Below are 14,294 nucleotides of genomic sequence, written 5' to 3' on the forward strand. Positions count from 1 at the left end.
TGTTGCACTTTCGCCGCAGGGCTGGCGTGCAAATGTTGCACGTGCAGCATCTGCCCCTTGCCGCGCCGCAAAAAATCCTGACATGCTTTGTTGGAAATGCTGCGCCAATACGAACTCGTCGAACGCGTCAAGGAATACGCGCCCCAGGCCGATGAAGCCTTGCTCAACCGTGCCTACGTCTACACCGTACAGAAGCACGGAACCCAGAAGCGTGCTTCGGGGGATCCCTACTTCAGCCACCCGGTCGAAGTGGCCGGCCTGATGACCGAGTTGAAGCTCGATCAGCAGACGATCATCACCGCACTGCTCCACGATACCGTGGAGGACACGCTGGCGACGATCGACGAGATCGAGAAGCTGTTCGGCCCCGATGTCGCGCGACTGGTGGACGGCGTTACCAAGCTCTCCAAGATCGAGGTGATGACCGAGAACGAGCGTGCGGCCGAAAACCTGCGCAAGTTCCTGCTCGCGATGAGCGAGGATCTGCGCGTGCTGCTGGTGAAGCTGGCGGACCGCCTGCACAACATGCGCACCCTCCATTACATCAAGAAGGAGGACAAGCGCCGCCGCATCGCCCGCGAGACCATGGATATCTACGCCCCGCTGGCGGAGCGCGTGGGCATGTACGAATACATGCGCGAGATGCAGATGCTCGCTTTCGAGCAACTGGAGCCCGAAGGCTACGCCACCATCACCGGCCGTCTGGCGCAGATCCGCAGCCAGGAAGGCAGCCAAGTCGATGCGATCGCGCTTTCGATCAAGCAGGCGCTGACCGAAGCCGGGTTGAACGTGGAAGTCTCCGGCCGCGAGAAGCACCCCTATTCGATCTGGCGCAAGATGGCCGAGCGCCATGTGACCTTCGAACAGATCACCGACATCATGGCCTTCCGCGTGCTCACGGAAGATGTCGAGGAATGCTACAAGGCGCTGGGCGTGCTGCACACTACGTGGCAATCGATCCCCGGCCGCTTCAAGGACTATATCTCGACGCCCAAGTCGAACGGCTACCAGTCGCTGCACACCTCGCTGATCTACGAGAATTCGATGCGCGTCGAAGTGCAGATCCGCACCAAGGACATGCACCGCCTCAACGAGTTCGGCCTCGCCGCGCACTGGGCCTACAAGCAGGGCGGCGGTTCGCGGCCCGACGGACAAGTGGGTTGGCTGCGCGACCTGATCGAGATCGTCGACGCCAGCCACGATGCGGAGGAACTGCTCGAACACACGAAGCTGGCGATCTATCAGGATCGCATCTTCGCCTTCACCCCCAAGGGTGCGCTGTTCCAGTTGCCCAAGGGTTCCACGGCGGTCGACTTCGCCTATGCGGTGCACACCAATCTGGGCAATGCCGCGGTCGGCGTGAAGATCAACGGCCGCCACATGCCGCTGCGCACGCGGTTGGCCAATGGCGACGTGGTCGAAATCATCAAGAGCCCGGCTTCGGAGCCGCAGCTTTCGTGGCTGGGCTTCGTCGTCACCGGCAAGGCGCGTGCCTCGATCCGCCGTGCGGTGCGCGCGAAGGAACGCGCCGAAGTCGCCGAGATCGGCGCCAAGCTGCTGGACGAGATCGCTGGCCGCCTGCCCGCGCGCGTCGGCAAGAAGGCGATCGATGCCGCCATCCACCGGCTGGACATGCGCGACGAGGAAGACCTGATGTTCGCCATCGGCTCCGCCCGCCTGACCGACCGGCAGGTGATGGAGGCGCTGATGCCCGGCAGCACCGCCGAATTACCCGAGGAACCCGAATGGACGCGGGCCGAGCGGGCCATCTCCATTCGCGGGCTGACGCCGGGCATGGGCTTCGAACTGGCCACCTGCTGCCACCCGGTGCCTGGTGACCGGATCGTCGGCCTGCGCCGCCCCGATCACAAGGTTGAAGTCCATACGATCGACTGCCTGACGCTGGCGAATGGTGTCGATGCCGACTGGCTGGACCTGTCCTGGGGCGAAACCACCACCGGCGCGGTCGGCCACTTGCGGCTGGTGCTCTACAATCGCCCCGGCACGCTGGCTGATGTGACGCAGATCCTGGCATCCAACCGCGCCAACGTCACTAACCTGCAGATGATCCAGCGTGACGAGCCTTTCGGCACTTACGATGTGGATGTCGAAGTGAGCGACTTGGCCCACCTCACCCGCATCGTGGGCGCGCTGCGCGCCAGCGAAGCGGTGGCGGAAGCTCAGCGGATCTAAGCGCTGTGCCGGCTGACCTCTCCAGCGGAGAGGTCAGAACTCCAGGGTGACTTCCACCTCGTCGCCTTCGGCCAGCCGCTCGGCGCGCCGGACGCTGGCCTTCACCGGCAGCAGCCAGCCCCCGTCCGCCTTGCTAGGAAAGACGGATGTGGCGAAGGCCGTATCGCCGATCCGAGCCTTCACTTTCAGCGATCCGAACCCGCGCGAAACGCCTTCCAGCTTGCGCATCAGCGCGGTGCCGGAAAGCGTTTCTCCCGCCGCGCCGTCGATGGTGAGGAAATGCCAGGTGCCGTTGTTCGCCCCGCCGGTCCAGCGCCAGAGGCGGCCGGTATGAGTGACCTGTTCGGCTCTCATTTCACCTCGCGGACCGGCACGAGAACGTTGCACACATCGGCGCCCCCGGCGGGCTGGATATAGAAATCGTCCTTCCGGTTGGCCCGCTTGCCGACATAGGCCGCAAAGCTGGCGCTTTCGGTGGACAGGTATTCGTAACCCGGCAGCCCCGAAACTTCATTCCCCATCCGCGCCGAGACGATCCCGATTCGCTGTGCCGGATTCTCGTAGAAGCCCAAGGCCCCGGTTCCTCGGGGCAGTGCCGAGAGGTTCTCGATCCCCTCGATCACGCGCCCGACGATCGCGACATTGCGATCGAGCTGGCGCGGCGCATGGCCGATCACGGCGTAAAGCTCCGCCCCCGTCCCGGCATCGGGTGAAAGATTGCGGCCGACGCCGACATAGCCGTAGCAATGGATCGGCCAGACCGCGCTCGCGGACTTGGCATAGGGCCAGCCACCACGGAACGATGCGACGGCGGCATAGTTGTCGCGGATGGCCAGTGGTCCGGCCTTCGGCGCATATGTCGCGACCACGGACTTGTCGGAAACCGCGTAATCGCCGTCGGTCATCACTTTCAGCCCGGCCGGCAGCGGCTTGGCCTTCTTTGCATCCTCGCCATCGGGATCGCCCCACTGGACGACATAGTTGTCCTGCACCCGCACGACGGCAATCCCATCGTACCAGCGCGCGGCAATCAGCTTGCGGATATTCTCTACCCACCCTTGCGAGAACGGCGCGGAAATCAGTTGAATCACCACGCGGCGCGGCTTTCCGGCGGCATCGGGCGCAAGGTCCATCACCATCAGGTCCTGCGGCGCGATCCGCACCCAATCCGCAGCCGGCGCACTGGCGACGATTTCGCTAGGCGTGGAGGGCGTTTTGGCCTCATCGGCCAGCAAAGGGGCGGAAAAACTGGCGGAAAGCACGGAGGCCAAAAGGAATTTGCGCATTCTTGTGTGATGGCACGCTGCGAACGCTTGCGAAAGCCTTTCGCGCACGCTAGGGCGCGCGTCTCCAGTGCATGCGGAGCGGTGGCCGAGTGGTCGAAGGCGCTCGCCTGGAAAGTGAGTATACGTCAAAAGCGTATCGAGGGTTCGAATCCCTCCCGCTCCGCCACATTTCCCAATCAGATGCCATCAGACCATCCCCAGAGGGGATGAGCGCGCCGCCATGTCCTGATCCGGCGCAGCAAAAAGCGCGCGATGCGGGGGCATCGCGCGCTCTTCATGCGTCCCTCAGAGGGGCGCGGTTTTCCGAGGGATCAGGCGCCCGGGCAGGGGCGGGTGGCCTTGCAGGTCTCGACCCACTGGATCACGTCCTCGCGGCGCTTGCCGGACAGCGGCATGCGCGGCATGCGGACGCGTTCGGTGCCGCGGCCCATGATCGTTTCGGCCAGCTTGATCGACTGCACGAGGTCATGCTCGGCATCGAGGTGCAGCAGCGGCATGAACCAGCGGTAGATCGCGCGGGCTTCCTCGATATTGCCTTCGTTGAAGGCGGCGATCAGGCGCACCGATTCACGCGGGAAGGCGCTGGTGAGGCCCGAGACCCAGCCGCTCGCGCCCAGCATCATGCCTTCCAGTGCCACGTCGTCGAGGCCGGCCATGACCGAGTAGCGATCGCCGAAGCGGTTGATCAGGTCGGTGAAGCGGCGGGTGTCGGGCGCGCTTTCCTTGACGGCGACGATGTTCGGCACGTCGGCCAGCGCTTCCAGCGCTTCGGCGCTGACGTTCACGCGGTAGGCCGGCGGGTTGTTGTAGAGCATGATGGGCAGCGAGGTCGCCTCGGCCACGGTGCGGAAGTGGGCGACCAGTTCCTCGGTGGTGGGTACGTAGACCATCGCCGGCAGCAGCATCAGCGCGTCCACGCCGATCTTTTCGGCATCCTTGGCATAGGCCACGGCGCGTTCGGTGGTGAATTCGGAAACGCCCGCCACCAGCGGCACGCGCGCGCCCACGGCTTTCACCGCACCGGCCAGGATCGCGCGCTTCTCATCGCCTTCCAGCGAGTTGTTCTCACCGCAGGTGCCGAGCAGGATCAGACCATCGACGCCATCGTCGACGAGCGCGGTCTGGACCGCCTGCGTGGCATCGTGATCGACCGAGTAGTCCGGCGCAAACTGCGTGGTTGCTGCGGGGTAGACCCCAGTCCAGAGCGTCTTGGTCGAAGGCATCTTGCGGTGTTCCTGAAAATTGACTGGAACATTCGTATACGATATAAGATTCATCTCAGCAATGGCTTTCTGGGCCTCTCCGGAAGTGCTAGCGCCGACTTTCAATACGGACAGGAGTTAACGGTGACACAGGGTAATGCAGGCGGTATCGGGGGCTCGAATGCGGCTGAGCAGCTGGCGCAAATCCGCCCTTGGGCCGATCCTGCGCCGGCGATCACGCTGGAAGAGCGCATGGCCCGCATCGAGAAGGCGCGCCGCCTGACGCGCGACATCGGCGCCGAGGCGCTGCTCGTTACCGCAGGCGCCAGCCTCAACTATTTCGCCGGCCTTGCCTGGAGCGAATCCGAGCGTCTGGTGGCGATGCTGTTGCCGGTGGACGGCGCGCCGATCCTGATCGCGCCGCGCTTCGAACTGGGTACGTTGGAGGCGGGTCTGCTGATCGAGGCCGACTTCCGCCTTTGGGAAGAGGATGAGAGCCCGACGGCGCTGCTGGCTGCGGCCCTTCGCGAAAAGGGCGTCTCGCGCCTCGCGATCGATCCGGCCATGAGCTACCTCTTCGTCGACCGTATTGCCAAGGATGCGCCTTCGACCACGCTCGTTTCGGGCGCGCCGGTGATCGATGGATGCCGCATGTTCAAGTCGGCCGCCGAACTGGCGCTGATGCAGCAGGCCAAGTCGATGACGCTGGAAGTGCACCGCCGCGCCGCCAGCATCCTGCGCCCCGGCATCCGTGCCAGCGAAGTCGCCCGCTTTATCGATGAGGCTCACCGCGCCATCGGGGCACCCGGCGGCAATGCCTTTGTCATCGTTCAGTTCGGCCTCGCCAGCGCTTATCCGCACGGCCTCCCCGGTGACCGCGAGTTGCAAGAGGGTGAGATCGTGCTGATCGATACCGGCTGCCGCGTTGCCGGTTATCACTCGGATATCACCCGCACTTACGTCTTCGGTGAGGCGAACGACGAACAGCGCGCGATCTGGGAACTGGAGCGTTCCGCGCAGCAGGCGGCCTTCGATGCCGTTGAGCCGGGCAAGGCTTGCGAACTGGTCGACTATGCCGCGCGCGCGGTGCTGGAGAAGGCGGGGCTGGGGCCGGACTACAAGTTGCCCGGTCTGCCGCATCGCACCGGCCATGGCATCGGCCTGTCCATCCACGAACCGGCCTATCTGGTGCGCGGAGACAAGACGCCGTTGGCGCCAGGCATGTGCTTCTCGAACGAGCCGATGATCGTCATTCCCGACCGTTTCGGCGTCCGTCTGGAGGATCACTTCTATGTGACCGACAGCGGTGCGAAGTGGTTCACCGAGCCGCAGCCCTCGATCGATCGGCCGTTCGGTTGAACTCAACGTAGCTAATCAGCCACCAAACCTCGTCATCCCCGCGAAGGCGGGGATCCCGCTTTTCCTGGTGCGCTTGGCGAAGGAAAGCGGGGCCCCCGCCTTCGCGGGGGCGACGGAGTGAGTTTGGTAAGGGCGGTTTGAAACGAGAGCGTTGGAACGGGCGCGTGCTATGCTCCCCCGCCTCAACCCCTTAAACCTTGAAAATAAACGGAGGGGGCGGTCGTTGCCGCCCCCTCCTTGCGACCCGTGGGCTCGTCAGATCCGGCGGGCGATCTTTGCCGCCCGTCTCTGGATCGTCAGGACTCCTCGTCGGGATAGGGACCCTTGCCGCCTTCGGCGATGAACTGGTCGATGCGGGCGGTCAGGATCGGCAGCGGCACCGATCCGAGGGCCAGCACGGTATCGTGGAAGGCGCGGATGTTGAACTTGGGGCCTAGCGCGGCTTCGGCCTTGCGGCGGCCCTGCATGATCGTCATTTCGCCGAGGTAGTAGGCCAGCGCCTGACCCGGCCATGCGATGTAGCGGTCTACCTCGGTTTCGATCTCGTGGTTGGACAGCGCGGTGTTGTCGTGCAGGTACTGCTGCGCCTGTTCGCGCGTCCAGCCATAGTGATGGACGCCGGTATCGACGACGAGGCGCGCGGCGCGCCAGGCCTGATAGCTGAGCATCCCGAACTTCTCGTAAGGCGTCTGGTAGATGCCCATGTCGGTGCCGAGGCGTTCGGTATAGAGTGCCCAGCCTTCGCCGAAGGCGGAGATATAGGTTTCGCGGCGGAAGTCCGGCTGGTCCTTGTTCTCGGCCGCGATCGGCATCTGGAAGGCGTGGCCGGGTGCTGATTCGTGCAGCGTCAGTGCCGGCAGCGAATAGAGCGGGCGGCTGGGTAGGTCGTAGGTGTTGACGAGGTAGACGCCCGGGCCGCCGCGACCGGCGGTGTAGAACGGGGCGATATCGTCAGGCACCGGGATGATGCCGAAGCGCTGGCGGGGCAAGTGGCCGATGAAGCGGCCGATCTTGCGGTCCACTTCCTTGGCGGTCCAGGCCGCGCGGTCGAGCAGTTCCTGCGGCGTCTTCACGTAGAACTGCGGATCGGTGCGGAGGAACTGGAGGAAGGCGGGCAGATTGCCGTCGAACTTCGCCTCCTTCATGGTTTCCTGCATTTCCGCGCGGATCTTGGCCATTTCCGACAGGCCGATCTCGTGGATCTGCTCCGGCGTCATGTCGGTCGTCGCGTATTCCTTGATGACCGAGCGGTAATAGGCCTTGCCATCGGGCAGGCCCTCGGCCGCCAATGCTTTCCGCGCGCCGGGGATGTAAGTGCCGCGAACGAAGGCCAGCAGGTCCTTGTGCGCTGGGATCACCGCCTCGTTGATCGCCTTGAGCCCGGCAGCGCGCAGTTCGGTCTGCGTGGCGGCGGGAATCGTCGCCGGCATGGCCTTGAACGGTTCGAAATAGACGGTGTCTTCCGCCGCCTTATTGGCGACCGAGGCGATCGATTCGTCACGGCCCTTCAGCGTAACCTGCGGCGCAGTGAACCCGCGCGCGAGACCGGCCTTCATATTGGCGGTCTGGTCGCTGAAATAACGCGGAAATTCGTTCATCAGCGCGATGTAGCGGCGGTATTCCTCCTCGGTGGAGAAAGTACGGCGGCCCATGCTGGCCAGATTGCTCCAGAAGCTAGTGTCCGAATTGACCGGCTTTTCCCACTCGTGAAACTTCTGCTGGGCGATCAGCACGTCGATCTGATTGAGATAGACCTGCTGGTCCACGCGCACGGCGGGGGAGAGCTGCTCTGCCGGAATCGCGGCGACCTGCTTGCGAACGTCCTGCCAGTAGGCGAGCCGCATGGCCTGTGCCTTGGGGGTGACGTCGGGCATGTGGGCGCGCAGCTTGCCCGGACCGTCGTCCTCATCGTCGCCCTGCTGTTCCTTGCGCCAGGCCCATTCCTTGTCGGTAATGGCCTTGAACTGCGCGTCGGCTGCGGTGGATACCTCGCCCGCGCCAGCGTCTACAGCGGCGGCATGAACAGGAAGTGCTGCGCCTGCCAGCAGGAGGGCAGCCGCGGCGCGAGACGCGAACTTGGACAACTCGACCCTCCGGGTTTCGTCTATCTTATGCGAGTATACGGTATTTTATGCGGCGGCCGTGTAGCAGAGGAGGGCAGGGCGTGGGAGAGAAAAAATTGTAATCGCGCGTTATTACTGCGCGCGAATTGCCCGCCCAAAGCTACAAGGGACTTGGAGTGGAATGATTTTCTGCGGTTGCGGATGATTGTAATCGGGCCGGAAGTCTTCCCACGTCCGGCCGAATTACATGCTAGAGCAGTCGACCCGACTGCGTCGGATCGACTGCTCTAAGTTTCTGGTTTGGCGCATTTTCCGAGTCATCAGGTGATTCCACCTGATTAGAAAATGCTCTAGTCGGCGATGCCGCCGATCCAGCTTCGGCGCACGGCAAGCTCCGCATCCAGCAGTACCAGATCGGCGCGCAGGCCGGGGGCGATGGCGCCGGTTTCACCCTGCAGGCCCAGGAAACGGGCCGGCGTGGCCGAGGCCATGGCGAGTGCATCGGCGAGCGGGATGCCGGTCTGCGTCAGGACTTGGCGGACCGCCGCGTCCATCGTCAGCGTCGAACCGGCGATCACCCCGTCCTCGCCCAGCAGTTTGTCGCCCACCCGGCGGATGCGGCGGCCTTGCAAGGTGAATTCGGGATCCTCGGTGCCGACGCTGGGCATGGCGTCGGTGACCAGCATCAGCCGCTGCGGCCCCTTGGCACGCACGGCGATGCGCACGGTGGCGGGGTGGAGGTGGTGGCCGTCGACGATGAGGCCCGCGTAGGTCGCATCGTCTTCCAGCGCGGCGCCGACCATGCCGGGCGCGCGGTTCACCAGTTGCGACATGGCGTTGAACAAGTGGGTGAAGCCGGTGATGCCGGCATCGATCATGGCGCGCACTGTGTCATAGGGCGCGTCCGAGTGGCCGGCGGCAACGATCACGCCCTGCCCGGTCAGCCATTCGACCTGATTGGGCGTGGCGCTTTCGGGCGAGAGGGTGACGAGCGTGCGGCCGTGCTTGGCGGATGCCAGCAGTTCGAGGAAGGAATCCTCAAGCCGGCGCAGCTTGGCGCCGTCATGGATGCCGCGCCGGGCGGGGTCGAGGAACGGGCCTTCGATATGGAGGCCCAGCACGCCGGGGACGCCAGCCTCGATCGCCTTATCGGTGGCGCGGATCGCGGCTTCGACGACGGTGAGGTCGTCGCTGATGATCGTCGGCAGCAGGCCGGTGGTGCCGAAGCGGCGGTGCGTTTCGGCGATCACGCGGATCGTCTCTACCGAGGGATCGTCGTTGAACAGCCGGCCGCCGCCGCCGTTGACCTGGGTATCGATGAAGCCGGGCACCAGCGTGCCGCCGCCGAGATCGACGATTTCCGCATTGGCCGGGATGCCCGAGCTGACGCCAGCGATGCGGCCATCCTCGATCAGGACGCACAGGCCCTCGCGCAGGCCCACGGGAAGGGCGACGCGGGCATTGACGAGCGCCTGTCGGGTCATACGGTGCGGGTCACTTTCGCAAGGTGCGGCGGGCTGTCGGGATCGCGGCCGCGCGCGACCGAAAGGGCGTTGGCAAGGCGGTAGAAGCTTTGCACCGCCAGCACCGGCTGCAGCATCGGATGGGCGGAGAGCGTGGGCAGGGTGATCCCCGGCACTTCGCCAATGCCCGCGCCGATCACGGTGGCGCCGCGCTCGGCAAACATCGGGGCAAGGGCGGCGACGCTCTCGTTCGATTCGTCGTCCTGACCCAGCAGGATCACCGGGAAACCGTTCTCGACGATGGCCATGGGGCCGTGGCGCACCTCGGCGGCGCTGAAAGCCTCGGCATGAAAGCCGCAGGTTTCCTTAATCTTCAGCGCCATCTCCTGCGCCACGCCAAAGGCCGGGCCGCGCGCGACGACGAAGAGGCTGCGCGCTTCGCGCAGCGGTTCGAGTGCCGAGGTCCAGTCGAGCGACCACGCCTGTGCCAGCAGTGCGGGCAGGCCATCCAGCGCGGCGGCGAGTTCGGCGTCATCGCTCCACGCGGCGATCAGGTCGAGAACCCCGGCGACGCTGGTGATGTAGGACTTGGTTGCCGCTACCGAGCGTTCCGGACCGGCGCAGAGCGGCAGCAGCACTTCGGCATCGGTGGCGAGCGGCGAGGCTTCATCGTTGACCAGCGAAACCAGACGCGCACCGCCTTCGCGGGCATGTTCGGCAGCCGCGATCAGGTCGGGGCTGCGGCCGGACTGCGAGATGGCGATCATCAGCGTATCGGCATAGTCGGGCGGCGAATCGTAGACCGAACTGACCGAGGGCGCGACCGAGGTGGTCAGCAGGCGCAGCTGGGTTTCCACCAGATAACGGGCCAGCGTGGCGGCATTGTCCGAACTGCCGCGCGCCAGCGTCGCCACCGCGCGTGGCGGGGCGGTGCGCAGGCTTTCGGCCAGCACGGCAAGGGCAGGGGCATTGTGCGCACGCTGGCGGGCAACGGCCTCGGCCGCCTCAGCCGCTTCGGCAAACATCAAAGTGGTTTCGGGATTCTGGATCATGGTCCTGCAATCAGGCCGGAGGCACATTGAGTTCGGCGACGAAGTCATAGGCGTCGCCACGGTACCAGGACTTGGTGAACTCCACCGTTCGGCCATCGGCATTGTAGCCGCGGCGTTCGATGGCAAGGCCGGGTGAATTCTTCGGGATCTTCAGCAGCGCGGCCTGCTCGTCGGTGAACAGCACCGCGCGGAACCGCTGCAGCACGCGCACCGGGCGATCATCGCCTAGCGCATCGTAGAGCGAATCCTCGACAGCTTCGGGTGAGGGCAGCGAGGAGGCCGGAACGGTTGCCGATTCCAGCGCCATCGAAATGCCGTCGGCATAACGGATGCGGGTGAACCGATAGACGGAGCTGCCCGGGCTCAACCCCAGCGCCATCGCCTCTTCGGGGGAGACCACCGATTCCGCGCGCGACAGCCATTCGCTGTGCGGCGCCCGGCCGCGCGAAATCATGTCTTCGGTGAAGGAGGAGATCGCTGCGAAGTTCTTCTCGACACGGGCGGCCACGAACGTGCCGGCACCCTGGCGGCGCGTAAGCATGCGCGCTTCCACCAGCCCGTCCAGTGCCTTGCGGACGGTTACGCGCGACAGGTTGTAAGCGGCGGCAAGGTCGCGCTCCGGCGGCAGCGCTTCGTCTGCGGAGAGCACCTGCCGCTCGATCGCGTCGCGCAAAAGGCGCTGGAATTGCCGGTACAGCGGGGCGGTATCCCCTTCTGGAAGCTGGCCGACGCGATCAACGAACATGGGTGTGGTCTCCATCCAATGACCATTCTCATAGGGCAACGATCAATGCCATTTCAATACCAAAAATCATGAAATTTATGCAAAGGCGATTTTTGGTATTGCATTATTGCTACCAATGCGCGTTAAATCCATGACAGAAATGTTTCGAAGGGCGCTCGAACGCCCTCGGGGTACAGGAGGACGTGCATTGGTTTCCATTTGGTATGGTTCCAATGCGGTCAACATGAAGGGGTAGCAAGATGAGCAAAGGTTCAATCTTCGGGGGTACCGTAAGTCTTCTCGCTCTGGCCATGGCAACGCCGGCTTTCGCGCAGGACACATCAGCCACATCGTCCGATGCCGACAAGGCCGGCGAAATCATCGTCAGCGGCATTCGTGCCTCGCTTGAAGCCTCGCTCGATGCGAAGCGGTCCAGCGACATCGTTTCGGAAGTCATCACCGCGCAGGACATCGGCAAGTTTCCGGACAAGAACGTCGCCGACTCGCTGGGCCGCCTGACCGGCGTGAACGTCGTTACCGGTTCGGCCGCTGCCGGCGGCTTCGGTGAAAACCAGTCGGTCTCGATCCGCGGTACCGATCCCACGCTCAACCTCACCCTGCTCGACGGCCACTCGGTCGCCACCGGCGACTGGTTCGTGCTCGACCAGACCTCTGGCGGCCGTAGCTTCGACTTCAGCCTGCTGCCGTCGGAAATCGTTGGCCAGCTGGAAGTGTTCAAGTCTTCGGAAGCGGATATTGTCGAAGGCGGCATCGGCGGCACCATCAATCTGAAGAGCCGCCGCCCGTTCGATCTGAAGGCCAACAGCTTCAGCCTGACCGCGCAGATGAACTACAACGATCTGGCCGGCAAGTGGAAGCCGCAGGTTTCCGGGCTCTACAGCTGGAAGAACGATGAAGAGACCTTCGGCGTCCTCGTCTCCGGTTTCTATCAGGAACGCGCCTTCCGCCGCGATGGCATGGAATTCCTGGGCTATGGCAATTATGACGATTTCAACGGCACGGGTGAAACCGTGGCCGCGCCGACGCTGATCGGCCAGTCCTACTTCCGCCAGAAGCGCGTGCGCAAGGGCGGCACGATCGCCGTCGAGTTCAAGCCGACCGATACGCTGGAGATCAACGCGAACGCCATCTACACCCGGATGGACGCGGACAATATCAACGTGAACTCGATGGCCTGGGTCAGCCGTCTGCTCACCAACAACTCGACGCCCGGCACCGACGGCTACGCACTTGCAAGCGCCACGGTGAAGGACGGCTACCTGACGCAGGCCGCGTGGAACGCCACCACCGCCGATGGTTCGGCCGTTCAGGGCCGCGTGCAGGACGATATCTTCCGCAAGTCCTACTCCTCGACCTGGGTCGCCAACCTTGAAGCGAAGTGGCAGCCGACCGATCGCCTGAACGTGACCGGCCAGGTGGGCTACACCGAAGGCAAGGGCGTCACCAAGGACAGCTTCGCCTGGGAAACCTACTGGGATACCGGCATGGGCTACAACTTCGCCGGCAAGGGCGCGGTGCTCAGCTATCCCGGCCTGCCCACCGATCCGACTTCGGCAGACTATCTCAACAACTATTACAGCTGGTCGTGGGGCGCCAAGATCAAGTCGCCCGACAAGGAGTTCTACGGCAACCTCGACGCCGAGTATGACATCGGCAGCAGCTTCCTGAAGTCGATCAAGGTCGGCGCGCGCATCACCAACCACAAGCGTGCGGTCAATGACTATGCCTATTCATGGGCCGGCAACGGCGCCTATTCGGGCACCAAGCTGGTCGGCCTCGGCACCGTCTATGCCGGCGGTTCGACGCCGAGCGACTATCTGGACGGTCTGATCGACCTGCCGGGCTATACCCTGGCCGACCAGGGCCTGGTGCTCGACCAGCTCGACGGCACCAACGGCGGCCGCGTGTTCGACTTCTATCCGCAGGCGAGCTTCTCGGTGAAGGAGAAGACCCAGGGCTTCTACGCGATGGCCAAGCTGGGTGATGACAGCAACTGGCGCGGCAACATCGGCCTGCGCGCGGTTCGCACGGACCTGACCACCACGCAGTATTCGCCGAATGCTCCGGTGGCCGACACCATCACCGCCTTCTGCGCCACCTGCGGCAAGGTGCAGGTCGATCGCAGCTACTGGGACTTCCTGCCCAGCGCCAACCTGACCTACAACCTGCGCGAAGACCTGCTGCTGCGCGCCGGTGCGGCCAAGACGATGACCCGTCCCGGCTATGCCCAGCTTGCTGGTGCCTTCACGGTCAGCGACCTTGCGCTTACCGGCACGGCGGGCGGCAACCCCTACCTGAAGCCGACCCGCGCCTGGAACTTCAACCTTGCGGCCGAATGGTACTATGCCCCGCAGGCGCTGCTGTCGGTCACGCTGTTCTATTTGGACATCGACTCTTACGTCACCAGCGAGACGTCGACCGTTCACCTGGTCACCCAGCAGCATCCGGATGGCGCGGACTTCCTGATCACCCAGCCGATCAACGGCAAGGGCGGCAAGAACAAGGGCTTCGAATTCAACTGGCAGCAGCCGATCTGGGGCGGCTTCGGCGTCCAGGCCAACTACACCTACGCCAATGCCAAGGATGACAATGGCGACGTGATCGACGGCAACTCGAAGCACACCTACAACCTGACCGGTTACTTCGAAAACAAGCTGGTTTCGGCCCGTCTGGCCTATACCTTCCGTTCGAAGTTCCGTTCGGGCATCGATCGCGCCACGCCGATGTGGCAGGACAATTTCGGATCGCTCGACGGTTCGGTGACCGTCAACGTGACCGACTATGCCGCGATCACGGTGGATGCGCAGAACATGCTCAACCACAAGCTCTACTACTTCGTCGGCGATCCCTCGATCCCGCGCGCTTATTACAACAACGGCCGCACGTTCTGGATCGGTGGCAAGATTCACTTCTGATCTGGTCGCTTACGGG

Annotated in this window: 10 protein-coding genes and 1 tRNA gene; 4 read left to right on the top strand and 7 right to left on the bottom strand. The window is 64.1% G+C overall.

The genetic code is table 11. The features are described 5' to 3' along the window. The first annotated feature begins 96 nt into the window (after window positions 1-96). Window positions 97-2,193 (top strand): RelA/SpoT family protein, encoded by a 2,097-nt coding sequence (locus ACZ1JV_RS11370; RefSeq protein ID WP_465151644.1) that lies wholly within the window; start codon window positions 97-99, stop codon window positions 2,191-2,193. A gap of 33 nt (window positions 2,194-2,226) precedes the next feature. On the opposite strand, the gene ACZ1JV_RS11375 is transcribed toward ACZ1JV_RS11370, so the two are convergent. Beyond that, window positions 2,227-2,547: a DUF1905 domain-containing protein gene (locus ACZ1JV_RS11375; RefSeq protein ID WP_465136267.1), complete on the bottom strand. Its 321-nt coding sequence runs from the start codon at window positions 2,545-2,547 to the stop codon at window positions 2,227-2,229. Next, window positions 2,544-3,479: a peptidylprolyl isomerase gene (locus tag ACZ1JV_RS11380; protein WP_465151645.1), complete on the bottom strand. Its 936-nt coding sequence runs from the start codon at window positions 3,477-3,479 to the stop codon at window positions 2,544-2,546. The genes ACZ1JV_RS11375 and ACZ1JV_RS11380 overlap by 4 nt, the downstream gene beginning before the upstream one ends. Before the next feature lie 75 nt (window positions 3,480-3,554). Here ACZ1JV_RS11380 and ACZ1JV_RS11385 point away from each other — a divergent pair. Continuing rightward, a tRNA-Ser gene (locus ACZ1JV_RS11385) sits at window positions 3,555-3,645 on the top strand. Window positions 3,646-3,790: 145 nt separating this feature from the next. On the opposite strand, the gene ACZ1JV_RS11390 is transcribed toward ACZ1JV_RS11385, so the two are convergent. Further along, window positions 3,791-4,702, bottom strand: a complete 912-nt coding sequence (locus ACZ1JV_RS11390) for a dihydrodipicolinate synthase family protein (RefSeq protein WP_465151646.1) — start codon at window positions 4,700-4,702, stop codon at window positions 3,791-3,793. A 123-nt stretch (window positions 4,703-4,825) separates the two neighbouring features. Between ACZ1JV_RS11390 and ACZ1JV_RS11395 the strand changes: the two genes are divergently transcribed. Next, window positions 4,826-6,040, top strand: a complete 1,215-nt coding sequence (locus ACZ1JV_RS11395; RefSeq protein WP_465151647.1) for a M24 family metallopeptidase — start codon at window positions 4,826-4,828, stop codon at window positions 6,038-6,040. A 296-nt stretch (window positions 6,041-6,336) separates the two neighbouring features. On the opposite strand, the gene ACZ1JV_RS11400 is transcribed toward ACZ1JV_RS11395, so the two are convergent. The 4 genes from ACZ1JV_RS11400 to ACZ1JV_RS11415 form a co-directional block, all read right to left on the bottom strand. Next, window positions 6,337-8,124 carry a DUF885 domain-containing protein gene (locus ACZ1JV_RS11400; RefSeq protein WP_465151648.1) on the bottom strand — a complete coding sequence of 596 codons (1,788 nt, stop codon included), beginning with the start codon at window positions 8,122-8,124 and terminating at the stop codon, window positions 6,337-6,339. Between the two features lie 329 nt (window positions 8,125-8,453). Beyond that, complete coding sequence (nagA, locus tag ACZ1JV_RS11405) at window positions 8,454-9,587, bottom strand: N-acetylglucosamine-6-phosphate deacetylase (RefSeq protein WP_465136262.1); 1,134 nt, start codon at window positions 9,585-9,587, stop codon at window positions 8,454-8,456. Continuing rightward, entirely contained in the window at window positions 9,584-10,618 is a 1,035-nt protein-coding gene (locus ACZ1JV_RS11410; protein ID WP_465136261.1) for an SIS domain-containing protein, read from the bottom strand. Before ACZ1JV_RS11410 ends, nagA begins: the two co-directional genes overlap by 4 nt. A 10-nt stretch (window positions 10,619-10,628) precedes the next feature. Next, entirely contained in the window at window positions 10,629-11,363 is a 735-nt protein-coding gene (locus ACZ1JV_RS11415) for a GntR family transcriptional regulator (protein ID WP_465136260.1), read from the bottom strand. Between the two features lie 239 nt (window positions 11,364-11,602). On the opposite strand from ACZ1JV_RS11415, the gene ACZ1JV_RS11420 reads away from it, so the two are divergent. After that, entirely contained in the window at window positions 11,603-14,278 is a 2,676-nt protein-coding gene (locus ACZ1JV_RS11420) for a TonB-dependent receptor (protein ID WP_465151649.1), read from the top strand. The last annotated feature ends 16 nt before the right edge of the window (window positions 14,279-14,294 follow it).

Source organism: Novosphingobium sp. BL-S-19 (assembly GCF_055521675.1).

What these genes read in the sequence shown, in the direction of transcription:
- ACZ1JV_RS11370 (WP_465151644.1), top strand. Translation starts at nt 97, where the DNA reads ATGCTGCGCCAATACGAACTCGTCGAACGCGTCAAGGAATACGCGCCC.
- ACZ1JV_RS11375 (WP_465136267.1), bottom strand. Translation starts at nt 2,547, where the DNA reads ATGAGAGCCGAACAGGTCACTCATACCGGCCGCCTCTGGCGCTGGACC.
- ACZ1JV_RS11380 (WP_465151645.1), bottom strand. Translation starts at nt 3,479, where the DNA reads ATGCGCAAATTCCTTTTGGCCTCCGTGCTTTCCGCCAGTTTTTCCGCC.
- ACZ1JV_RS11390 (WP_465151646.1), bottom strand. Translation starts at nt 4,702, where the DNA reads ATGCCTTCGACCAAGACGCTCTGGACTGGGGTCTACCCCGCAGCAACC.
- nagA (WP_465136262.1), bottom strand. Translation starts at nt 9,587, where the DNA reads ATGACCCGACAGGCGCTCGTCAATGCCCGCGTCGCCCTTCCCGTGGGC.
- ACZ1JV_RS11410 (WP_465136261.1), bottom strand. Translation starts at nt 10,618, where the DNA reads ATGATCCAGAATCCCGAAACCACTTTGATGTTTGCCGAAGCGGCTGAG.
- ACZ1JV_RS11415 (WP_465136260.1), bottom strand. Translation starts at nt 11,363, where the DNA reads ATGTTCGTTGATCGCGTCGGCCAGCTTCCAGAAGGGGATACCGCCCCG.
- ACZ1JV_RS11420 (WP_465151649.1), top strand. Translation starts at nt 11,603, where the DNA reads ATGAGCAAAGGTTCAATCTTCGGGGGTACCGTAAGTCTTCTCGCTCTG.